The organism is Pararhizobium sp. P1_E7 (assembly GCF_056405855.1).
Genome location: NZ_JBFUBH010000048.1, coordinates 1 through 20,785 on the forward strand (window position 1 = coordinate 1; position 20,785 = coordinate 20,785).

The following is a 20,785-nucleotide window of genomic DNA, read 5'->3' on the forward strand; positions in this document are numbered from 1 at the left end:
CCCGTGAACTCGTTGCGAGTGAACCAGTCGTCTCCGGCGCCGCCGACGAGGGTATCGTTGCCGGCGTCGTCATAAAGGATATCCTTGCCGGCACCGCCATTGAGATAGTCGTTGCCGGCATTGCCGCGCAGCACGTCGTCCCCAGTACCGGCGGTGACGCTGTCGCTGCCTGCCGTGCCGTCGAATTCGAGCGATTCCATGCCAGAAAACGAGGTGTTGGCGTTGACCTTGATTGTCCCGGTGCCGAAGGTGAACTGGACGCCGGTTGTCAGATCCGACACGTCCACGTAGACGCGGTCGGTACCAGTGCCGCCGATCGCGGTGTCGCCGCCGTTGATGTGAAGATGGTCGTTACCCGTCCCGCCGTCGAGGGTATCGGCATCCGTATCGCCGCTCGAACTTGCGGCCCAGATGGTATCTGCCCCATCTCCGCCCTTGATGCTGTCGCGACCGTTCCCGCCGTAGAGCCAATCGTTTCCTGCCAGGCCCGAGAGCGTATCGTTGCCGTCGTTGCCGTCGAGCGTATCGGACAGGTTACCGCCGGTGAACTTGTCGGTGGCCGAACCACCGGTGATGTCGACACGTTCGAAGTTCTTGAGCACCACGTCGCCGTTGACCAGCGTGGCGTTCGCGCTCAGCGTGAATGACAGCGCCTTCGTCGTTTCGCTCCGGTCAATTTCGGCAAGGTCGGTTCCGCTGCCGCCTTCCGCAACGAGCTTGCCATGGATCGTGCCGATGCCGGCATTGAACTCCACAACATCGTCGCCTGCGCCGAGGTCGAGCGTCGTGGTGTCGCCGCCCGTGTGTGCCTCGAAGATGGAGATATCAACTTCGTCGTTTCCGTCGCCGGCCGTGAACGTATTGTTGCCGCCGAGATCGAAGAGGACATCGTCGCCCTTGCCGGCAACGATCTTGTCGTTACCGAGCCCGCTGTCGAGCACGTCGGCGCCGGCGCTGCCATAGAGCTGGTCATTGCCCTTGTCGGACTTGAACCATACCCGCAGGGCATTGCCGGCCTTCAGGATGTCGTTGCCATAGGCCGTGAAGACGTTGAAGATCTCGGTGTCCTGCGCGAAGGAGCCGTTGGACAGTGTGCCCTTGCCATTTACGACGTCGAAGGAGTAGCCGGTTGTCTGGTAGCCGGCGACGTCGATATAGACCGTATCGGTGCCCGAGCCGCCATAGACGGAATCCTTGTCGCCCCCGGCGAAGATCGTGTCGTTGCCCGCCTCACCGTAGAGCTTGTCGTTGCCGAGGCCGCCGTCGATGTAGTCATCGCCCGCACCGGCCTTGACCGTGTCGGCCCCAGCATAGGTGACAATATGGTCCGCGCCGCCAAGCGTCACGAAACTGTTGTTGGCGTTTTCGCCATAGAGGTCGTAATTCTCGAAATTGACGATCGTCGAGCCGTCCGCAAGGGTGTTGACCAGATTGGAAGCCGTTGCGGTAAAGTTGGTCTCGATGTCGCGTATCTCGACACGGTCATTGCCAGTGCTTCCGTCTAGGGTGTCCTTGCCGTTGAACAAACTGATGAGCACGCGGTCGTCGCCCGAGCCGGCATTCACCGTGTCGGTGCCGCCGCCGGTTATGATGTAATCCGCGCCACCGCCGCCGCTGAGCGTGTCGTTGCCATCGCCACCGTCGAGATAATCGAGCCCGCTGCCGGCATCGAGCGTATCGTCGCCACTTTCGCCGTACATCGCGTCGTCGCCGTTGCCGCCCGTTACGGTGTCGTTCTGAAGTCCGCCCCGTAGATAGTCGTCGCCATAGCTGCCACTGATCCGGTCGTTGCCGTCACCACCCGATATATAGTCGTCGCCCTGGCCGCCCGAGAGGATGTCTTTGCCGGCGCCGCCATCGAGATAGTCGTCGCCGCCATTGCCCGAAAGCCGGTCGTCACCACCTTGCCCGCTGAATTTATCCTGCCAGCGGCCGCCAGTGAGCGTGTCGGCAAAATTGGTTGCAGCAATCGCGTATTGCTCGATACCGCTGACGGTGAAGCCGAACATATTGRCGGACTTCGTGGGGTCCTGCGCCGTAAAGGTCACACCGGCCGCGTTGTATTGCAGGTTGATATCGACCGTGTCGGTGCCAAGCCCGCCGTTGACCGTATCACCGCTCCAGTCGCTGATGTAATAGTCGCTGAAACGGTCATCGCCGAGATCGCCGGACATTCTGTCCGCGCCACTGCCGCCCAGGATGGTATCGTCGCCCTGGCCGCCCCACAGAGTATCATCGCCGAGATCGCCGGAGATGGTATCGCCCTGGAAGCCGCCGCTTACAGTGTCGTTGCCTTCACCGCCCATGAGATTGTCGGCGCCGAACAGGCCGAGGATTTTGTCGTTGCCGCCAAGCCCGTAAATGTAGTCGTAGGCATTTTCGCCCGTCAGCGTTTCCGACGCTTCGGTACCGTATTTTGTAGCCATTTTGGTCACCCATAATTTGCGTTTCGGATAGCAGCGGCCAGTTCGTCAGCCGCGATTGCGGATGCGCTCAAAACACACTGCAAGGAACTTTGGAGATCATGCCCCTACCATTCCGCGGCGAGACACAATCCCGCCGCAGGTGCATCTGCTCACAGGGAAGGATTCGATCCTGTTTCTGCGGGAACTGCCCGTTTCAAACGCCGGCAGCCAGCGGGTTGCGCTAACTGTGGCGTGAAAATCAACATGTTGCGCTTCACCGATGAGGGGCCAACCTTCGGCTCTGATCCACAAATGCCCTCAAGCCGTTCTTGCTGTGCTCTGGACGCTGCCTGATCGGAGGGATTGCCGCATGGCCTCTTCCTCGGCCGTGAATTCATCACTCCGGATGACGCCGAACGTCGCTGCCGCGGTGAGCACCTTCGAAGGTGCCGTCGGATGGGCATCGATGCCCCTGAGCCGGAATGAGATCGGCGAGAGGGGACCGAACAATAGTGCCCGCTCCAACTCGGGCCGCGCGGCGAGATCCGGTTCGACGCCGGCATTGCGCGCAAAGGTCAGGGCTGCGACGTGCATCGGCAGGCTCGGAGGACCTGAACGCATGGCGCGGCTTTTCTGCACACCCGCGAGCATCGTCTGCCGGGAAGGAAGAGGCAGCCTGCCGCCGAAGCAATAGGCAATCCACCGGGCCTGCAATTCGAGGACCGGGAAATAAGGCCCGATGAGATCGTAGAGCCCGAGGAAAGCCAGCCCCGGCAGGTCGGGGTGGAAGGTATGGTCATGGAGATCGACCTTGTTCTCGCTGAACCCGATCGTCTCGGTGATATCCTTGTTGAGCCAAGGTAGTGATAGCTGATAGCCGGTGCCGAAGAGAACAGCATCCGCATTGAACGTGCTGCCATCAGCAAACCATACAGTGCGGCCGTCGATACGTTCTATCCACGGGCGGATGGAGATCCGGCCTTCCGCCACGGCTGGCAGGAAGTGCTGCGATTGGGAAATGCCGGCGGCGAAAATGTTATCCGGCGGAGGCGGCGCGCCGAACTGTTCTGGACTGCCGGCGGCCCTTAGCACCTTCGCCTTTATGCTTACCGCCAGAGCCTCCGGGGGAAGCACCTCGCCGAGAAGGGCCGCGGCACGGTTGAACATCACGTGATCGGCCGRCATCCCGGCCATCATTTTCGGCAGGATATAACGCTGGCGACGGTTCGTCGAAACAACTTCGTCCGCTCCACCGAGCGCCAGATCGGAGGCGATTTCCAGCGCACTGATCGAGCAGCCGGCGACGAGAACCTTCCGGCCGCGATATTTATCCGGCCCATTGTATTGAGCAGTATGGGCTACGCCGAACGTACCGCTGAAACTCTCTAGACCTTGGATATGTGGCACGGCAGAAACATTCYGACGACCGGTGGCAACGATCGCCCTATTGAATATTTCACTGCGCACCACCTCGTCGGAGGCGGAACGGATCAGCCATTGCCCGCTCCCAGTCCTTTCCAATAACTCCACCCGCGTCCCAAGGCGCAGTTTCGGTACAAGACCGAAAGCAGAGGCATAACGTTCGAGATATTCCAGCATTTCTCTCTGCTGGACATAGTTCGGCGTTTCCGACCTATGATCCATATCCGAAAAGGATGTCATGATGCGGCTGGTATTGGTGCGCATACCGGGCCATGTAGCGCTGGACGCGGAGGCCGAGTTCCACTGGCCGCCGAGCCGGGAGGCGGCTTCAAAGATCACTGGCTCCAGCCCTTGGGCAATGAGCCAGCGGCTGACCACCAGCCCCGCGGGACCACCGCCGATGACGGCAACGGCTTGATCGGGCATTTTCACTGACGTCTCGTCTTGCATTGCTGTGCTCCTTGTTGGTCAAGGAGCTTCCTAGTCGCTTTGCCGAATTGCCGTTCCTAAAAGGTTCCTAAGCGGCAGATGGAGCATCCTAAAACCTTCATAATTGCTGTATGAGAAGGCTTTGAAGGGGGCGGGATGATCGACGTTGACGTAGCCAATTTTATTGAGAGCCCGGTGATGCAGATCATCGGCAGCGCTGACCCGGCTCGCAAGCCGGAAATTGGCCGCGGCGCCGGCGCATGGGCTTCTGCGGATCGTCAAAGAGTCGAATTGGTCTTCTCGGTGTGGCAGTGGCCTGGGACCTTCTCGAACTTGAAGGCGAACAGGAGCGTCGCCGTGACCTTTGCTCGGCCAAACGATTATGTCTCCTACCAGATCAAGGGTAATGCAGTACTTCGGAGAGCGGAACAGCAGGAAATCGAACGCTCCTCGCGCTATCTCGTCGAGATCGTTTCAACACTGATGCGCCTCGGCCTTTCGGCGGAGATCATCGCTCCCTGGCTGTCGAACCGTGACCCGGTTGTTGTGAGTATCGAGGTCTCGACCATCTTCATACAGACGCCGGGAGCGAAAGCGGGAACAAGAATCTGGAGCGCCGATCGATGACCCTTGCGCTCTCCGACCTTGAAACCTGTTTCGAAGGCGTGATCCCTTCGATCATCTCAACAGCGGATGCCGATGGCGCTCCGAACATCTCGTATCTGTCTCACGTTGCAATGGTGGACGATGAACATGTGGCCCTATCGAACCAGTTCTTCGCCAAGACGGCCGCCAATATTCGACTCAATCCCCAGGCAACGCTTCTCCTGGTGGACGGACGCACCGGCGAGCAGTACCGGCTGGAACTGATCTTCACCCACTCGCTGAACGAAGGCCCGCTCTTCGATCACACCGCGCTGCAGCTTACGGCCAGCAGCGCGCAGATCGGCATGTCGCACATCATGCGGCTGCGCAATCTCGATGTCTTTCGGGTGCTTAATATCGGCAGGGTACAAGCTGTCGTCAAGAGCGGTCGGACGATAGTTCCCAACAGCAAGCGTCTATCGGCAGCAAGTAGGATCGTTGATATGATCGCGGCGGAGGCCGATGCAGATGGCATTATCGACGCGACGCTCCGGGGCATCCGGACATGCCTCGGCTTTGACCACGGGCTTTTTCTTCAATTTTACGAGGAGCGCAACCAGCTGATCACCATCGGCAGCCTCGGCTATGAGCCTTCAGGCATCGGGTCCGACGTACCTTTTGGAGAGGGAGTGATTGGTGCTGCCGCCGCTAGTGGCAGGATCGTCAAGGTAAGCGACATGAGCCGCGTCCGCCGTTTTGGAGGGGCCGTGCAGCGCTCGTCGCTTGACGAGAACCGCACACGATCGATCCTGCTGCCAGGCATGCCGGACGCCATGAGCCAGATCGCGGCTCCGCTCACCGTCAGCGGCGTGGTGCGCGGCGTACTCTTCTTGGAAAGCCATCAGCGGCTCGCCTTCACCAGCGAGGACGAGGCAACGCTTTCGATCATTGCGCGGCAGGCGGCGGTCTGCCTGGCGCTCAGCGAAAAGCTCTCGCTGGAAACCGAAACCGCTCGCGCCGTCGTTCTGCCCACGCCGCCATCCGAAACAGCGGTACAAGTTGTCCACCATCGCTTCGACGATAGCGTCTTCATCGACGGCGATTACGTCATCAAAGGCGTCGCCGGCCGACTGTTGATATCCATGCTGGAACAACATCTGGCAACTGGCCGTGTCGAATTCACGAACCGTGAGATCCGTCTTGATGCGACGCTACGCCTGCCTGATTTCAAGGATAATCTGGAAACGAGGCTACTCCTGCTCCGCCGCCGGCTGGATGAGAAGCAATTGCCAATGCGCCTACAGCATCTCGGCCGCGGCCGCATTGGACTTCAAATGGAAGGTCGACTGAGGCTGAGCAAGGAAACAGAGTAAGCCGACGCCGAGGCCTTGCTGGTGAGAAGCTCGCCGCTCTCAAGCGGGTGATGTCGAAGATCGCCCGGAAACATCCCGGCATTCAACTGCAGATCCAGAGCGACGCGACCAGCGACATTATCCGCAATTTCGAGTCCGGCCACGTCGGCATCATTGTCATCCAGCGCCAACGCCCGATCGAGCCCAGCAACGATTTCACTCCAGGCGGCATCCTTGTCCTCGCACCAGCCGTTGACCCAGGCCTGGCCGAGAATGCCGTTGTTCAATGCATCGAGCAATGCGGTTGGGTCATGCGGGACAGGTGGCACAGTTGTCTTGGCTTGCGGGTAGCAGGATATTTTGGCTGAAGTGTCAGCGCTTATGCATCTTCAGAATGAAGCAGCCAGCTGCCCAGATATCGTCGACGACCACAGATGGTTCGGGCGCGACACTGTTCTCGTCACCGTTGCGATATTTCCCGGTCCGAACGAGAATGCCCTTTCCGACACCCGCAGAAAGTGCGCCGGCGACGTCGCTCTCCGCATCGTCGCCCACCATGGCAACATCGGCCGGCGCGCAACCGGTGCTCGCCACAGCCGCGCGGAAGAATTCCGGCGACGGCTTGCCGAAAAGCCTCGCCTTCGTGCCACTGGCACATTCGAGCACCTCGACGAAGGGCCCCGCGTCCAGGCTGAGACGCCCGTCAAGATCGCGGAACACCCGGTTGCGGGCAAGTGCTAGAAATGGTGCACCATTCTGCAGTTCGCGGAACGCCGCGTTCATATTCTCATAGGTAAAACGCTGAGCCGCATCGCCGAGGACGATCGCAACCGGTCCTTCAGTGCGGCAATCGGCAAAGTCTTCCTCAAGGTCGGGATGGACCAGCAAATGCGGCGTGTAACCGTTCTTATCCAGCCAGGCACGCGCGGCCGCAACCGGTGTGAACACCTCGTGCGGAGCCGCGCTGATGCCGAAGGACTGGAGTTGTTGAATAAGCTGACGTTTGGATTGCCGCGTTGTGTTTGTCAGGAACCTGATAGGGATTTCGGCAGCGCGCAAGTGCGACACCGATTCGACGGCCCCAGGCATCACCGCGTTGCCATCACAAAGTACGCCGGAGATATCCAGCAGGACGCCTTTGATCATGAGAGAATACTGCATGAGCGCGAAGGGTTGGTCAACGACTGTGGATCGAAGACATCACGACTGAATAACCTCAAACCACGCTCCTCACCCATCACTGCAATGCATCAATGGGCGCATGAAATCAGGTTCATTACTTGTCGCCGGTTGCGGGAAAGCCGTGACAGCCGCGAATCTGTCGCATCGAGATAAGCATTGGGAATGCGCCCCGGCCTGGCTCATCTTTGGTACTCAGCGTGGCATCTCGCTGAAAGGGCAAACGTCGTCTTCGAAGGGTACGTACCTTCGGCGAAACTGCGTGCCTTCCACGATCTCCGGCGTGCTGATCCTGTCCATGCGGAAGTGGCGGAAGTCCTCGCGGGCGGCATCCCAGGCCACGAGATACCAAAGCGGCGGCAGGATCAGCATGGCCTGTGGTTCGACCTCGMGGATGGTTTCTACTCCTTTGGCGTCACGGTAGCCGAACCGCAGATGCAGCCGCTGGAGAAATGCTGTCTCGAAGGCGGGCAGCAGCGCGGGATCGATCGAACCCAAGTCCGAAATATCATGCTTGGGCGACAACCGTCCGACATAGAGGCAGTCGAGAAGCCGGCGCAGGTCTCGCACCTTGTCTGCCGACAGTGCCCTCTCGATCTTGGCAAGCCCCGCATCGGCGAGATCGGAGAAGGGAAGGGACTGGGCCGCGCGCATTGCCGCAACGCTGATGAGGAGCGCAAACACCTCCGTCACGGAAAGCCGAGCAGTGGTCTGCACCGATTCCGGATCGAGCTGAAGCCCGCCGCCCCGGCCGGATTCGGAATGGATGACGAAACCTTGGTCACGCAGCGCTACGATGTCGCGCAGCACCGTTCGCCTTGAAGCACCGACTTCCCCTGCCAAGTCGTTGACCGTCGAGGTTCCGTTGCGCCGGAGGATGCGCACGATAGCGTCGTGTCGGAGGCGGATGTTCATTTACGGACCCTAGCACAATTGGTGCCAAATTATGGCACCAATTTACTCTAGGCGGGTCATGGTAGCTCAAAAAGGAGACTGAACATGACATCCCAAAACCAAACACCCGTCGCCCGTGCAATGCCGGTCATCGTCAACCCTTCCCATCTGCACGACCCGACGCCGAATGGCTACAGCACAACGGTCATCACCCCTGCTTTTGGTCGGCTGGCTTTTATCTCCGGACAAGGCGGACAGGACCAAACCGGCGCTCTCTCGCCGGATTTCGCAACACAGGTGGAACAGGCATACGCAAACCTCGCCGCCGTGATCGACGCGCTTGGCGCTCGCCTGGACCAGGTCGTGAAACTGACAGTTTTCGTGGTCGACCACGATATGTCGAAGTTGGGTGTGCTGACCGAGAACGTGACGCGGATGTTCGGTGCCAAGCTGCCTGCGCAGACGCTAGTTCCGGTGCCAAAGCTCGCCATCGACCCCATGCTTTTCGAGGTTGAGGCTGTGGTTCTCTTGGATTGAGCGCCCGACCGAAGCACCGACATGTCGGTGCGCGCACTTAGCGCGACACCCCGGGCTGCGTCGTCGACGCACCGGGGTGTGACCGCATGCCGGGACCGATTTTTTTTGAGTTTTGCGACGTGCCTTTGACGCAGACCGCTTACGCTTCGTGTTGATTTCCACCGAGAACTGGCCCGGCGCCGAGCCGACGGCCAAGGTCTTCCCGCTGGCCCATAGGCCTTCCACATCGGTTGGGGGAGCGAACACAGGTCGCTGTCGGTGTCTTTGTGAGATCAAGACGGAATTCATACTTATGATGCTTATCCATCTTTAATGTTGACTCATGTTGGACCGCCAACATAGCTTGTGTTCAAAGGCATCAGAAGATTGTCGCCGCTGCGGTGAAGGCGACCGGCTTGATGTTGACGGCTCTTGGCCATCACGTCGAGGAAGCTGGGCCGCAGTTTGACTACCCTGGGTTTCTTGCCGCGCAAAAAGTCATCTGGGCCGCCGACAGTGCCACCGAATTGTCCGCGATCGCCGTCGGTATGCGGCGAGAGATCAATGCGGACACTTTGCTCGGCGATATGCAACTGCTTCCCTTTGAAACCGGCAGCAGCATCGGGCACGCTGTCGGCGCAAGCGAAATGACCGTGACGCGCTTCGTACGAGCCCTCGGCTCTGAAGGCCTGCGGGCAAGGATGAGTGAGTTGAGCGTGCTTTCGGCGAGTTCGTCGGCGGAACCTATCTGCGACGCAAGGACTGAGGTCATTAAAAGCATAGTGAAAGCGATCTGAGATGAATCATGATTTTGAGATTCTATTCCGTAACCCGATGTCGCCGGACGCACCCCTCATTCCCCGGGAAGAGTGGGATCGCTCTCCTTGGAACCGCTGGTCGTTCCAGAACGTGCGCGAAATCGTTCCCACGGCACAGGTATGGCGCGGCCGTGGCCCGGCGAGTCCATTGATGGTAGAGCAGCGAGACATAGACGCAATCACATATGAACTTGACGGCCGTAGCAGCACAATTGCTGACTTTCTGCAGGCGAACTACACTGATGGTTTGCTCGTCCTGCATCGCGGAAGGGTCGTCGCCGAGCGTTACCTCAATGGAATGACTAGTCGGACACCGCATTTGTCGCAATCGGTCGCGAAATCGGTCGTCGGCACTGTGGCGGGTATTCTTATCCACCGCGGACTGGTCGATCCCGCCGCGCCGGTTACACACTATCTGCCCGAACTCGCAACGACAGCCTATCGTGGCGCGACGGTTCAACATGTGCTGGACATGACGAGCGGCGTGCTTTTCGACGAAACCTATACAGCGCCCGATTCGCATATGGCACAGTTGGATGTTGCTTGCGGCTGGAAGCAGGGGCGGCAACCGGCGTGGCCGAGAACGGTGTGGGACCTGATTCTGACGCTGAAGCAGGCTGAATGTCCACATGGGGTTTCCTTCCGCTATCGCTCGATCGAAACCGACGTGTTGGCCTTCGTCCTAGAGCGGGCAAGCGGAATTGCGCTCGCCGAACTCGTCAGCCGCGAATTGTGGGCACCGATGGGCGCGGAAGAGGACGCCTATTTCACTGTCGATCCCGCCGGTTATGCCTTGGGCGATGGCGKCTTCAATGCGACCTTGCGCGATTACGGCCGTTTCGCACTGCTGCATCTCGGACAAGGGGAGATCGACGGTCGCCGTGTGGTGCCGTCCGCCTGGATCGAGGAGATCTCTAGCGGCAAGTCCTGGCCGCTTGGTGATGACAACGAGACCCTGCGGCGAGGCGCATATCACAATCAGTTCTGGATCGAAGACACCACGCGCCAGGCCTACATGGCACGCGGCGTATTTGGCCAGCTAATCTATATCGACCCGAGCGCCGATTTTGCAGCGGTGGTGCTCTCCAGTTGGCCGGAGTTCCTGAGCGCCGACCGCTCGCGCGCGACCCTTGCTGCTGTACACGGAATTCGTAGTGCATTGGCAACGTAGATTGCTTCTCCACCACATCAAGATCACGCGGAGGGCCTCTTCGCCTGAACCGAACTTTCGCCGGCCTCGACATGCTCGCGCCATATCCGAACAAGCATGACTGCTCCGCGTGATCAGGCCCCCGCTACCAACAAAACCTGCAAAGTCTCCCACTCGGGATATTGGCTCAAAAGCTCCTCGGCATAACCGTCGAGGAGCCTTTTATTGTTTGGCCTCCGTCTCCAGTTCACCGACCGCCAGCTTCTCTGCGAAATCCGCATGCGCCTCAGCGATGAAACGACGCTCCATGTAGCTCAGCACGCCCATGGCAGCCATGGTGCTGGCGATATTGACCTGCCACTGAACTTTCATCCAGCGGCGACTAGAGCCCAGCCTATTGCAAACCGCTCCCAAACGTTGGACCGCCGGAGGCTAGAGTTTTCCGGCCTATCTCAGGGAAGCCGGCTGGTGGCCGGGCGTGTTGCCTTCGCTCTGACCAAATGTCGTTGCCGAACCGGTTGAGGCCACGGCGGCGGGCCAAGCGTCAAGGCTTGCTGTAGCTGAGGGCGAGCGCCGAGAGTGCTGCGATGACCATGATGACGCCGTAGGGAACCTTGCGTGTCGCGCGGATTTCCTCGATGCGCATGAAAACGGAGATGTGCGCCAGTTGCAGCGGCATCGGCAATCGGAGAGCCAAAAGGGCGAGGACACCGCCAATCAGCAGAAAGACGGCGAAGGGCAGCATGCCGTGCCAGCCGATGAAAAGGCCGATCGGCAGGAAGAGCTTGGCATCGCCGGCGCCAAAGAGGCCGAAGGCCCAGAGGCCGATGCCAAGGGCAAAGAGCAGGAGGCCAGCTCCTACATCGCCACCGATCCCTTTGGATGAGAAGAGGGCTGAGCCGACATCCCCGGTCGCCAGCAATCCCGTCACGGCGCTCAGGCAATAAAGGGCGAGCAGAGCAAGAATGGCGCCGTTCGGTATTTTCCAGCTGCGAAAATCGCTCCAGGCGGCATAGAGGAAAAGCAATACTGCAACGCCAGTAACAATGTTGATTGCTTGCGTCATGTTTCCTCTGGCATTATTTCAAATGGCGGGTTTCCAGCAAAAACTACCGTATTCGTAATTAAGGCCAAGTCTTATTGGTAGACGAAGGTCAAAAATACTGCATGTCATCCTGTTTGTACAGAATATGGCTCACACAAGTGCCCCTGCATTCCCGCTCCGATTTTAACCATAAGAATAGATACCGGAAATGTCCATAGGTTAGCAGTTGACGATATAATAATTAAGGGATTATTAATCATAGCAGTCGGAGAGGTGGTCTTGATGACATGGCGGGGCCGGAGGACATTGCGGGCGCGCCGAATATTTTGGAGGTAATTCTCGATGAAGGCACTTTTGTATAAAGTTCGCGCTTTCGCGCGGGAAGAAGACGGCGTGGCGCTGACTGAATACCTGATTTTGCTGGCTCTGCTGGTCGGTGGCGTGATCACTGCAGTGACGGTCGCCGGCACGAACCTCAGTGGCGCATGGGACCAATGGGCCACCTGGTGGACCGACAATCTCAACCCACCACCGGCGCCAGTTTGATAGTCATACACGATAATAGAGAGGGGTTTGTTAACCCCTCTCCTCTAATTTAGATTTAAGAAACGGACGTATTTCCGTCCAGTGTAGCGAGTACCGGCGATGCGTTTCTCAACGATCATCAGTCTTGTTGTTTCCATACTATTTGCCGGCGCCGCTGTTTTTGCGACGCGCAGCTATCTCGCCGACCAGCAGGCGAGGCTTGCGGCCAATGGCGGTACGAAGACGCAGGAGAAAATGCTCGTCGTCGCCGCCAAGGCGATGCGCTTTGGCGACCCGGTGCGGGCTGAAAATCTCAAAGCCATTCCGTGGCCTTCCGAGGAAAGACCTGAGGGTTCGTTTCAGGCGATCGTGGCGGTCGTCGGCGATGATAGCGAACCGCGCTATGCCATGGAGGCGATCGACCCCGGCGAGCCATTGCTCGCTTCGAAGATCACCGGCGCCGGCGAGCGGGCGACATTGTCGGYGGCGCTCGATCAAGGCATGAAAGCCGTATCCATCCGCGTCAACGATGTTCTTGGCGTTGCAGGCTTCGTGCGCCCCTCGGATCGTGTCGACGTGCTCCTGACGCGTGTTGTTCGAAACCAGGAGAAAAACACCGAACAGACCTTTGTGGATGTGCTTCTCCAGGGTGTAAAAGTGCTGGCGGTGGACCAGAGCGCCGATGAGCGCAAGGATGAGCCGGTTGTCGTCAAGACGGTGACCTTCGAGGTCACGACCGAGGAGGCGCAGCGCCTGACGCTCGGCGCCAATATCGGCACGCTGTCGCTTGCCTTGCGCAATATCTCTTCCGCTACCGCTGAGCAGACCCGGCCGATTACCGTGGCGGATCTTGGCGGAGGTCCGATGGCGACCGAACTCAGCAACGATCTCGCCAAAAAGGATGACGGACGGTTCGATGTCATCGAGCGCCTGGTGCGAAAGGTAGGGGACGACCTCGGCAGCAGGATGAACTCGGTGGAAAACCAGATGAAGACGCCCTTGCGGGAAAAACAAGTGCAGATCGTCGAACGCCAGGTCGAGCCGGTCTTGCCGATAGAGCCGAAGTGGGCGACGGTGGGTGTCTGGAACACGACGAAGCGTGAGGAGCACAGAGTCGGCCTGATCCAGTGAGATGAAATGCGGCATGCCCGCGGGGCGCGGCGGCCGAACGAGGAGGGGGCTTAAGCCGAATGTTGAGGGGAAGCATCCAAGGGGCGGCAAGGGCGGGGACGCTTGCGGCAATGACCGCGGTTTTTTTAACCTATAGCTGTTTAGGCCCCGGCATCACCGCCCGGGCGGACGCCCAGGAGAAATTCATCAGCCTGGCGGGATCCGTGCAGCAGGTGACGATCCCTCCGAACGAAACGCTGACGATCAGAACCGGCAAACCCTTTGGCGACCTGGTGATTGGCAGCGCCGAGCTGATCGATGTGGTACCTCTTTCCGACAAGTCGCTTTTCGTCCGCGCCAAGAAGAACGGCGCCACCAACATCTCGGTCTATGGCGATGACAAGTCGCTGCTCGGCGTCATCGATATCCGCGTTGCCAGCGATTTCACCGAAGTCGCCATGGCCATTCGCTCCGCCGCACCCTCGGCGCAGGTCCGGGTCATCAATTCGAACGACCGCATCCGGCTGACGGGCATAGTGCGCGATGCAGTCGAACTGCAGCGCGTGATGGAGATCGCCCAATCCTACTCCGATCAACCGGTGCTCAACCAGCTTCGCGTCAGCGATTCGCAACAGGTCATGCTGGAGGTCCGGGTGATCGAAGCCTCCCGCCAGACTGGACGCGATCTTGGCATCGGCTGGTCCGGCCAGGGCAAGAATGGCATCGGCAAGGCAACGACAAGCCAGGGTATTGCGGTCGATGATGACGGCAAACTCGCTCGCACCCTGCTAGACGCCAAAGGCGCCGCGACGGGCATGCAGCCGTTCGGTCAGTTGATCGCCAAGGTGCTGGAAATTTCCGGCGGCAACATCGACGTCGTCATCAATGCGCTCGAACAGAAGGGGTTGGTGCGCCGGCTGGCGCAGCCGAACCTGATCGCCATGAGCGGCGAAACCGCAAGCTTCCATGCCGGCGGTGAAGTGCCGATCCTGACGACGACGAACAACGGAGCGACGGTTGCAACGCAGACCGATTACCGGCCGTTCGGCGTGCGGCTGACCTTCACGCCGGTGGTGCTCGACGACGGGCTGATCAACCTCAAGATCGAACCGGAAGTCTCCGAGATCGATACGTCGATCAACGTCAACGGCAATCCGGGCTTCATTTCGCGCGCGGCCAAGACCACGGTCGCGCTGCGCGACGGCCAGAGCTTTGCCATGGCCGGTTTGCTGCAGTCGATCAATTCCAAGGACATCCAGCAACTGCCGGGATTGGGCCAGCTGCCCATCCTCGGTGCGCTGTTCCGCTCGACGAGCTTTGCGAAAAAAGAATCCGATCTCGTCATCGTCGTCACGCCGCATATCGTGCGGCCGGCGGCACCCGGCGAGGATCTCTACAGTCCGCTCGACCAGACGCGTTCGTCGAATGATGTCGAGCTTTTCGCGCTCGGCGTTTTGGAGGTCGACAAGGATATGCTGCGCCGCTTTCGCAATGGCGAAGGCGTGAAGGGCCCTTATGGCCACCGTCTGGATCTCGATGTCGGAGGCACCCTTGCTGTTGCAAAGAAATAAGCGCGTCCTCCTCGTCCTTGCCGCCGCGAGCTTTGCCTCGGGCTGTGCCGACTATCTGAACCACCGGGACACGATCACGTTCGGGGCTGGAAATGCAGTGGAGGCCAACAAGGGCATTCATATCCAGGATCCTTTCCCGCAGGTGGCGCAGTACACGCGCATCACCAGTGACGGCAAGGTGATCTACAAGGTCATCCGCAACCACCAGGGCGGGCAGACCGGTGCGACGCCGCCAACGATGGTCATGCCGGTGGTGACAACAAACGGAGCGGGCGGAACGACGGGCTACGCGCAGTAACGCGCAGCCAGCGACGGGAATGATGGGCGGAATTTAGGAAGCGGCGGAAAGGAATGCACTAGAAACAACACGTCACGGCGAAGGGGCGCCGGGAGGGAGGGCATGCCAATGTTGAACAGGGCTATCAAGCGCTTCTGGAACGACCATCGTGGCTACGTCATCGCTTTGACGCTGATATCCATGCCGCTGCTACTCGGTTTCTCGCTGCTTGTCATCGATGTTGGGCGCAGCGGCAATCTCCATACCGACCTTCAGAACGCCGTCGATGCAATGKCGCTCACCGGCGCTCGCGAACTCGATGGGCGCGACGACGCGATCACCCGGGCCGAGGCGGCGATCGAGAAGCTTGCCAACACCGCTGCGTTTGGCGGCGGCGGGGAGGGCATGTCGCTCGGCTCCAGCCTCACAGTGTCCTATGACACTGAGAACGAGGCCGCGAGCACGGTCACCGTCACGTTTCTCAAGGCTATTCCGGATGACGATGACGATGCCATACCCGGGTCGATGGTGACGACGGACCCAAATGAGGCATCCTACGCCTGGGTCGTTGCCAAGCCGCAAGCCATGCAAACGATTTTCCCGCTGCCCGTCGGCTTCACCCGGGATACGATCAATGTTTCCGCTGGCGCCGTTGCCGTCTATCACGCCAGCGCCTGCGATATCACGCCGATCTTCATCTGCAATCCCTATGAGCCGGCGGGCAATGCGAGCGAGGCCAGCAACGAGCAGGCAGCGGCGGATCTCCACACCAACTTCGCCGCCGGCAATCTCTACGGGCGGCAGATCGAAATGCACAGCACATCTTCGTCCAATCCCGGCCCCGGCAATTTCGGGTTCCTGAGGACACCTCTGGGCAATGGCGCAGGCGTGATGGCGGAGGCTCTGGCCACCGGCAATCCTGGGGCCTGCTATACGCAGGACAGCCTGGATACCAAGACGGGTGCCATGGCCGGACCTGTCGAAGCCGGCGTGAATACGCGCTTCGGCATCTATGAGGGATCGTTCAAGAGCGCGCGCAGTGATGGCAGCCATCGCCCGGCCCAGAACGTGCGCTCGGCACAAAAGGCAACGGGACAGAATGCCTGCAAAGGCTACGACCCCGTGACGGCCGGCAGCACTGTCGGAGATATCACAAAGGCGGTGCCATTGGGTTACGGCGCAACCATGACCACCCTCGGCGGCGGCAAGATCAGCACCGGCAACAATTGGAACTACGGAAGCTACTGGAGCGTTGCACAGGGTAGTGCGGCGCCGTCGGTCAGCACGATCCTCAGCAACCATTCCAGCTATCCGCCGACGGCTACGGGAACGCCGAGCCGGCCCTCCGCCTACGACGTCTATCGCTACGAACTCAACAACGCGGCACGCCTCAGCCATGCCTCGCCGAATGGCGAGATCGGCACGCCGACGACCGGCGGCGGCCAGTGCTATTCGGGACCTGACCTTTCGAACTACACCGCGGACGAGTACGGCGATCGCCGCGAGATTTTCGCCGCGATCGTCAATTGCGGTTACGAGGCATCGGTCGGCCATCTGAACGGCCAAAAACAAACGAAGGCGGTTGCCTTCGCGCGCATGTTCATGACCAAGCCGGCGGTCAAGGTCGGCAGCGAGCGCTATCTGTCGCTCGAAGTGATCGACATCACCGGCCAGGGCGGCCGCGGCACGCTGGACGAATTCCTGCGCGAAGAAGCGGAACTGGTCCGATGATGGCGCTCAGAAACTTCATCCTCCGCCGGTTCTGTTCCGGCTTCCGGTCGAGCCAAGAGGGTGCCGTGCTTGCCGAAGCGCTGCTTGCGGTGCCCTTCGTGACCTTGTTTGCCGTGGGCATCCTTGAGTTCGGCAACATTTTCTGGGAGCGGATGCAGATCGACGCGGGTCTGAGGGACGCCGGGCGCTATCTGTCGCGCTGCAGGCCGACCACGCCGACCTACACCGCCAACTGCTCAACGGTGACGGCGAAACTGATCGCGTTTTATGGAACCCAGAGCCCGGCAGCGGGCGCCGCACTACGTGTAGCAGGCTGGGGACCCAATCTTGCCGATATCACGGTCACTCCGGTCAATGCAAACGGCACGCTCACCGTTCAGACCGCGCATATCTACGAGACGTCCCCCCTGTTCGGCTGGCTTGGCCTCGATGCGATCACCATCAATTCCTCGCATGAAGAGAGGTATATGGGATGGTAGACCGTCGAGCGCCTTTTTCCTTCTGGCGGGATGACAGCGGTGTGTCCTTGACAGAAGGGCTGATTACAATCCCGCTTGTGCTCCTGATGTTTGGCGCCTTCGTCGAGTTCGGCTACGCCATGTCGCAGTGGAACCAGACGGTGAAGGCTCTGCAATACGGTGCGCGTCTTGCCGCCGTATCCGATCCACTGGTGGATAGCGACGACTTCAAGGATGCCTTTCCAACCGATGCCGACGATCCGTTGAACAACGGGGATGCGACGCCGAACGATTCGACGATATCGCTGAGTTGTGGCGGCGACAGCGGCAACGCCTGTGTCGAAACCGCATTGAGCCGGATTGTTGAGGGAAGTGACGGTGCCTGCGGTGTGGCTGGCGATCCGCGACCGGGCATTTGCGATATCAACTGGCGCATCAAGCCGGCAAATCTGATGGTCACCTATCAGCGCTCGGGGCTCGGCTATTGGGGACGGCCGGACGGGCCGGTGCTGACCATGCGGCTGGAAGTCCAAAATATTACATTTGATCTTCCCGTTGTGGGCGTTTTGCTTGGGCTCGATGACATCGTCATTCCCGCCCATCCGGTGACGATCACCACGGAAGATCTGAAAACATGCTCCACCTGCTAAACCTTTGATATTGAGTGGTAAAGCGAGATGACAGCTCATATGAATTTTGCAGCATCGACCAAGATTCTCATTCTTTCCGATGACGCGGCAGCTGCGAGCCTGATGCTCGACACGTTCGGGTCCCTTTCGCGCTATGACGTGCGCCATATGGCGCTGACGGCGCTCGTTGAAGCAGGGCGTTTCGATCCTGCGCAGTTCAACCTGATCGTGCTGGATGTCGACGACGGAGAGATGCTGAGCCGGCCGGAACTGCTTGCTTTCCGCAACCGCCATCGCAATATTCCGCTCGTGGTCATCTCCGAGGATCTGGCCGATGATATGTTGCGGCTGCTGTTCCGCCTGAATGGCAACGACTGGCTGAAGAAGCCGCTCGAACGTCGCGCGCTGATCGACATGATCTCGACGCATGCGCCGACGGCGGGGGCCAGCGACAGCCGGGTCCACGCCGTCGTTTCGGCCGTTGGTGGCGCGGGCGCCAGTGTGATTGCTTCCTCGCTCGCACACGTGCTGGCTCAGCCGACGAAGAATTCGGCGCCGCGCGTTGACCTGTTCGATCTGGATTTCTCCTCCGGCTCGCTCGGCTATTATCTCAACCTCGTCAATGATTACGACCTGAAGCCGGTCGTCGCCAATCCGTCGCGTGTCGATCTCGAATTCATCGATCTCGTGCGCAAGCGCCATTCGGGCGGTTTTTCGCTTCTGTCGTTCAGGCAACCATCGGTTCTTTTGGCGCCCAAGGGTGCGGAACTGGTCTTGCGGATGCTGGATGTCGCGGCCTTTGAAAGCGATCACACGGTTCTCGACGTCCCCTATTACCACACCCCATGGAAGGATGACGTGCTGGCATCGGTCAACAGTATCTGCATCGTCACCGAAATGACGATCCCCGCCCTTCATCAGGCCAAGGAGTTGTTCGTCAACCTGGTGCGGTTGCGCGGCAATTCGGACCAGATTTTTGTCGTCATCAACAAATACCGCACCAAGCTGTTCAGCCTTGGTGTGCGCCGGCAGCAAGCGGACAAGGTTTTCAAAGATACCCACGCTCATATCATTGCCTATGATTGGGACACGCTGAGCGAGGCGGTGAACCGCGGCGTATTGCCGGTCGAGGTCAACGCGCGTTCACGCTTCTGCGGCGCCATCGGCAAGCTGGGAGCGCTGGTCAGATGACGTCACGCCAGGGCAGCAACGGGCAAGAGGCGCAGCACGGCAAGAGCGCGGGCCGCGTGCTGCGGGGCATTCTGGCCGCGTTGTCTTTCGGGCTTGCCATCGGATCGACCGAGGTTTCGGCGAGCGGGCTGGTGCCGCGAAGCCTGGGGCCGGCGACGGGCGCCATGGTAACCACCGCGCAAAACTATGCGGCCGGCACGATCGTCATCGTCAGCAAGGATCGGACGCTCGATCTTGTCGTCTCTGGCAATCGCGCCATCCGCTACAGGATCGGTGTCGGCCGTGACGGCTTCCGCTGGAGCGGCGTCGTCAAGGTCGGTCACAAGGCCGAATGGCCCGACTGGCGGCCGCCCGCCGAAATGAGGGCGCGTGCACCGGACCTTCCCGAGCTTGTGCCGGCTGGACCGTTCAATCCGCTGGGCGCACGCGGCATCTATCTCTACCGGGGCAATGCCGACACGCTCTATCGCATTCATGGAACGAACGATCAATCGACGGTCGGCGGATTCGCGTCCTCGGGATGCTTCCGCATGAGCAATGCCGACGTCATCGATCTCTATAGCCGGGTGAAAGTCGGAGCCACAGTGATTGTGAAATAGCCGAACAGGGGGGAAGCTGATGACGAACGGGTTCATCGGACGTTTTTACAAGCGGCCGCAGACGGAAGAGGGAGAGGACGCGCAGCTTGCCGCTCTCCCCACCACTGCGGCGGAGAAATCGCCCCTGCCGCAACTTCAGGCCGCCGGGGTGTCTATGACGGCCGGCGAGGAAACATCGCTCGGCCGGGATATGGTGGCCGAGCGGGTCAACCTGCATCGCTACCTCCTGGACCGCATCAATCTCGGCATTCTCGACACGCTCGACAACGAAGAGATTGCCACTGAGATCCGGCCGTTGGTCAAGGATTATATCCGGCAGAACAATTTCCCGCTCAACGCCAAGGAAATCAATGATCTGATCCATGACATCACCGACGAGATGCTCGGGCTTGGGCCGATCGAGCCGCTACTGACCGATGATACGATCGCCGATATTCTGATCAATGGTCACAACAACGTCTATGTGGAGCGGGGCGGCAAGCTCGAGAGCACCGCCGTCCGCTTCAAGGACGAGGACCATCTGCTGCGTGTAATCAACAAGATCGTCTCCGCCGTCGGGCGCCGCGTCGATGAATCGACCCCACTGGTCGATGCCCGCCTCAAGGACGGGTCGCGCGTCAATGTCGCCATCCGGCCGATCTCGGTCGATGGGCCACTCGTTTCGATCCGCAAATTCACGCGCTCGCCCCTGACGCTGGAGCGCCTGGTCGAGTACGGCGCAATGGCCAACGCGATGCGCATCCTGCTCAGCGCCGCGGTCAAAGGCAAGGTGTCGATGATCATCTCGGGCGGCACCGGCTCGGGTAAAACGACGCTGCTCAATGCTCTGTCATCGCAGATATCCCCGAAGGAGCGTCTGATCACGATCGAGGACGCTGCCGAACTCCAACTGCAGCAGC

The 20,785-nt window shown here is 59.9% G+C and carries 22 protein-coding genes; 15 read left to right on the plus strand and 7 right to left on the minus strand.

Translation table 11 applies throughout. From position 1 onward, the window contains the following. Window positions 1-2,426, minus strand: a 2,426-nt coding sequence (locus AC1D17_RS23135; RefSeq protein WP_477567646.1) for a calcium-binding protein, incomplete at its 3' end; no start/stop codon positions are given. A gap of 297 nt (window positions 2,427-2,723) precedes the next feature. Next, window positions 2,724-4,277 (minus strand): flavin-containing monooxygenase, encoded by a 1,554-nt coding sequence (locus AC1D17_RS23140; RefSeq protein ID WP_477567647.1) that lies wholly within the window; start codon window positions 4,275-4,277, stop codon window positions 2,724-2,726. Window positions 4,278-4,412: 135 nt separating this feature from the next. Here AC1D17_RS23140 and AC1D17_RS23145 point away from each other — a divergent pair, with 135 nt between their 5' ends. Continuing rightward, window positions 4,413-4,883 (plus strand): hypothetical protein, encoded by a 471-nt coding sequence (locus tag AC1D17_RS23145; protein ID WP_477567648.1) that lies wholly within the window; start codon window positions 4,413-4,415, stop codon window positions 4,881-4,883. After that, window positions 4,880-6,214 (plus strand): GAF domain-containing protein, encoded by a 1,335-nt coding sequence (locus AC1D17_RS23150; RefSeq protein WP_477567649.1) that lies wholly within the window; start codon window positions 4,880-4,882, stop codon window positions 6,212-6,214. Before AC1D17_RS23145 ends, AC1D17_RS23150 begins: the two co-directional genes overlap by 4 nt. Here the strand turns inward: AC1D17_RS23150 and AC1D17_RS23155 are convergent. The 3 genes from AC1D17_RS23155 to AC1D17_RS23165 form a co-directional block, all read right to left on the minus strand. Next, window positions 6,172-6,492 carry a hypothetical protein gene (locus AC1D17_RS23155; RefSeq protein WP_477567667.1) on the minus strand — a complete coding sequence of 107 codons (321 nt, stop codon included), beginning with the start codon at window positions 6,490-6,492 and terminating at the stop codon, window positions 6,172-6,174. The genes AC1D17_RS23150 and AC1D17_RS23155 overlap by 43 nt on opposite strands. A 73-nt stretch (window positions 6,493-6,565) precedes the next feature. Continuing rightward, window positions 6,566-7,339: a TIGR01458 family HAD-type hydrolase gene (locus AC1D17_RS23160; protein ID WP_477567650.1), complete on the minus strand. Its 774-nt coding sequence runs from the start codon at window positions 7,337-7,339 to the stop codon at window positions 6,566-6,568. Between the two features lie 228 nt (window positions 7,340-7,567). Continuing rightward, window positions 7,568-8,287: a helix-turn-helix transcriptional regulator gene (locus AC1D17_RS23165; protein WP_477567651.1), complete on the minus strand. Its 720-nt coding sequence runs from the start codon at window positions 8,285-8,287 to the stop codon at window positions 7,568-7,570. Window positions 8,288-8,371: 84 nt separating this feature from the next. Here AC1D17_RS23165 and AC1D17_RS23170 point away from each other — a divergent pair, with 84 nt between their 5' ends. The 3 genes from AC1D17_RS23170 (at window position 8,372) to AC1D17_RS23180 (ending at window position 10,771) form a co-directional block, all read left to right on the plus strand. Beyond that, window positions 8,372-8,803 (plus strand): RidA family protein, encoded by a 432-nt coding sequence (locus tag AC1D17_RS23170; protein WP_477567652.1) that lies wholly within the window; start codon window positions 8,372-8,374, stop codon window positions 8,801-8,803. Window positions 8,804-9,201: 398 nt separating this feature from the next. After that, window positions 9,202-9,579 (plus strand): hypothetical protein, encoded by a 378-nt coding sequence (locus tag AC1D17_RS23175; RefSeq protein WP_477567653.1) that lies wholly within the window; start codon window positions 9,202-9,204, stop codon window positions 9,577-9,579. A gap of 1 nt (window position 9,580) precedes the next feature. Then, complete coding sequence (locus tag AC1D17_RS23180; RefSeq protein ID WP_477567654.1) at window positions 9,581-10,771, plus strand: serine hydrolase domain-containing protein; 1,191 nt, start codon at window positions 9,581-9,583, stop codon at window positions 10,769-10,771. 201 nt (window positions 10,772-10,972) lie between these two features. On the opposite strand, the gene AC1D17_RS23185 is transcribed toward AC1D17_RS23180, so the two are convergent. Both AC1D17_RS23185 and AC1D17_RS23190 read right to left on the minus strand, forming a co-directional pair. Further along, window positions 10,973-11,122, minus strand: a complete 150-nt coding sequence (locus AC1D17_RS23185; RefSeq protein ID WP_477567655.1) for a hypothetical protein — start codon at window positions 11,120-11,122, stop codon at window positions 10,973-10,975. Window positions 11,123-11,294: 172 nt separating this feature from the next. Further along, window positions 11,295-11,816, minus strand: coding sequence for an A24 family peptidase (locus tag AC1D17_RS23190; protein WP_477567656.1), 522 nt, complete (start codon window positions 11,814-11,816; stop codon window positions 11,295-11,297). Between the two features lie 321 nt (window positions 11,817-12,137). On the opposite strand from AC1D17_RS23190, the gene AC1D17_RS23195 reads away from it, so the two are divergent. From AC1D17_RS23195 to AC1D17_RS23240, 10 genes are all read left to right on the plus strand, one after another. Further along, window positions 12,138-12,341 (plus strand): Flp family type IVb pilin, encoded by a 204-nt coding sequence (locus AC1D17_RS23195; RefSeq protein WP_477567657.1) that lies wholly within the window; start codon window positions 12,138-12,140, stop codon window positions 12,339-12,341. A 99-nt stretch (window positions 12,342-12,440) separates the two neighbouring features. Further along, window positions 12,441-13,451 carry a Flp pilus assembly protein CpaB gene (cpaB, locus tag AC1D17_RS23200; RefSeq protein WP_477567658.1) on the plus strand — a complete coding sequence of 337 codons (1,011 nt, stop codon included), beginning with the start codon at window positions 12,441-12,443 and terminating at the stop codon, window positions 13,449-13,451. 59 nt (window positions 13,452-13,510) lie between these two features. After that, complete coding sequence (locus AC1D17_RS23205; protein WP_477567659.1) at window positions 13,511-15,001, plus strand: type II and III secretion system protein family protein; 1,491 nt, start codon at window positions 13,511-13,513, stop codon at window positions 14,999-15,001. Next, a complete protein-coding gene (locus AC1D17_RS23210) occupies window positions 14,985-15,299 on the plus strand; it encodes a pilus assembly protein (RefSeq protein WP_477567666.1) in 315 nt (104 codons plus the stop codon). The genes AC1D17_RS23205 and AC1D17_RS23210 overlap by 17 nt, the downstream gene beginning before the upstream one ends. Before the next feature lie 108 nt (window positions 15,300-15,407). Then, window positions 15,408-17,009 (plus strand): TadE/TadG family type IV pilus assembly protein, encoded by a 1,602-nt coding sequence (locus AC1D17_RS23215; protein ID WP_477567660.1) that lies wholly within the window; start codon window positions 15,408-15,410, stop codon window positions 17,007-17,009. Continuing rightward, window positions 17,006-17,488, plus strand: coding sequence for a TadE/TadG family type IV pilus assembly protein (locus AC1D17_RS23220; RefSeq protein WP_477567661.1), 483 nt, complete (start codon window positions 17,006-17,008; stop codon window positions 17,486-17,488). Before AC1D17_RS23215 ends, AC1D17_RS23220 begins: the two co-directional genes overlap by 4 nt. Continuing rightward, on the plus strand, window positions 17,482-18,117 hold the full coding sequence (locus AC1D17_RS23225) for a TadE/TadG family type IV pilus assembly protein (protein WP_477567662.1): 636 nt from the start codon (window positions 17,482-17,484) through the stop codon (window positions 18,115-18,117). Before AC1D17_RS23220 ends, AC1D17_RS23225 begins: the two co-directional genes overlap by 7 nt. Before the next feature lie 27 nt (window positions 18,118-18,144). Beyond that, the gene (locus tag AC1D17_RS23230) at window positions 18,145-19,287 is read left to right on the plus strand and encodes a pilus assembly protein (protein ID WP_477567663.1); all 1,143 of its coding nucleotides are present in this window, start codon (window positions 18,145-18,147) and stop codon (window positions 19,285-19,287) included. Next, window positions 19,284-19,886 carry a L,D-transpeptidase gene (locus AC1D17_RS23235; RefSeq protein ID WP_477567664.1) on the plus strand — a complete coding sequence of 201 codons (603 nt, stop codon included), beginning with the start codon at window positions 19,284-19,286 and terminating at the stop codon, window positions 19,884-19,886. Before AC1D17_RS23230 ends, AC1D17_RS23235 begins: the two co-directional genes overlap by 4 nt. A gap of 19 nt (window positions 19,887-19,905) precedes the next feature. Continuing rightward, the coding region (locus AC1D17_RS23240; RefSeq protein WP_477567665.1) for a CpaF family protein at window positions 19,906-20,785 on the plus strand (880 nt) is incomplete at its 3' end.

What these genes read in the sequence shown, in the direction of transcription:
- AC1D17_RS23145 (WP_477567648.1), top strand. Translation starts at nt 4,413, where the DNA reads ATGATCGACGTTGACGTAGCCAATTTTATTGAGAGCCCGGTGATGCAG.
- AC1D17_RS23150 (WP_477567649.1), top strand. Translation starts at nt 4,880, where the DNA reads ATGACCCTTGCGCTCTCCGACCTTGAAACCTGTTTCGAAGGCGTGATC.
- AC1D17_RS23160 (WP_477567650.1), bottom strand. Translation starts at nt 7,339, where the DNA reads ATGATCAAAGGCGTCCTGCTGGATATCTCCGGCGTACTTTGTGATGGC.
- AC1D17_RS23170 (WP_477567652.1), top strand. Translation starts at nt 8,372, where the DNA reads ATGACATCCCAAAACCAAACACCCGTCGCCCGTGCAATGCCGGTCATC.
- AC1D17_RS23175 (WP_477567653.1), top strand. Translation starts at nt 9,202, where the DNA reads ATGTTGACGGCTCTTGGCCATCACGTCGAGGAAGCTGGGCCGCAGTTT.
- AC1D17_RS23185 (WP_477567655.1), bottom strand. Translation starts at nt 11,122, where the DNA reads ATGAAAGTTCAGTGGCAGGTCAATATCGCCAGCACCATGGCTGCCATG.
- AC1D17_RS23190 (WP_477567656.1), bottom strand. Translation starts at nt 11,816, where the DNA reads ATGACGCAAGCAATCAACATTGTTACTGGCGTTGCAGTATTGCTTTTC.
- AC1D17_RS23195 (WP_477567657.1), top strand. Translation starts at nt 12,138, where the DNA reads ATGAAGGCACTTTTGTATAAAGTTCGCGCTTTCGCGCGGGAAGAAGAC.
- AC1D17_RS23205 (WP_477567659.1), top strand. Translation starts at nt 13,511, where the DNA reads ATGTTGAGGGGAAGCATCCAAGGGGCGGCAAGGGCGGGGACGCTTGCG.
- AC1D17_RS23220 (WP_477567661.1), top strand. Translation starts at nt 17,006, where the DNA reads ATGATGGCGCTCAGAAACTTCATCCTCCGCCGGTTCTGTTCCGGCTTC.
- AC1D17_RS23225 (WP_477567662.1), top strand. Translation starts at nt 17,482, where the DNA reads ATGGTAGACCGTCGAGCGCCTTTTTCCTTCTGGCGGGATGACAGCGGT.
- AC1D17_RS23230 (WP_477567663.1), top strand. Translation starts at nt 18,145, where the DNA reads ATGACAGCTCATATGAATTTTGCAGCATCGACCAAGATTCTCATTCTT.
- AC1D17_RS23235 (WP_477567664.1), top strand. Translation starts at nt 19,284, where the DNA reads ATGACGTCACGCCAGGGCAGCAACGGGCAAGAGGCGCAGCACGGCAAG.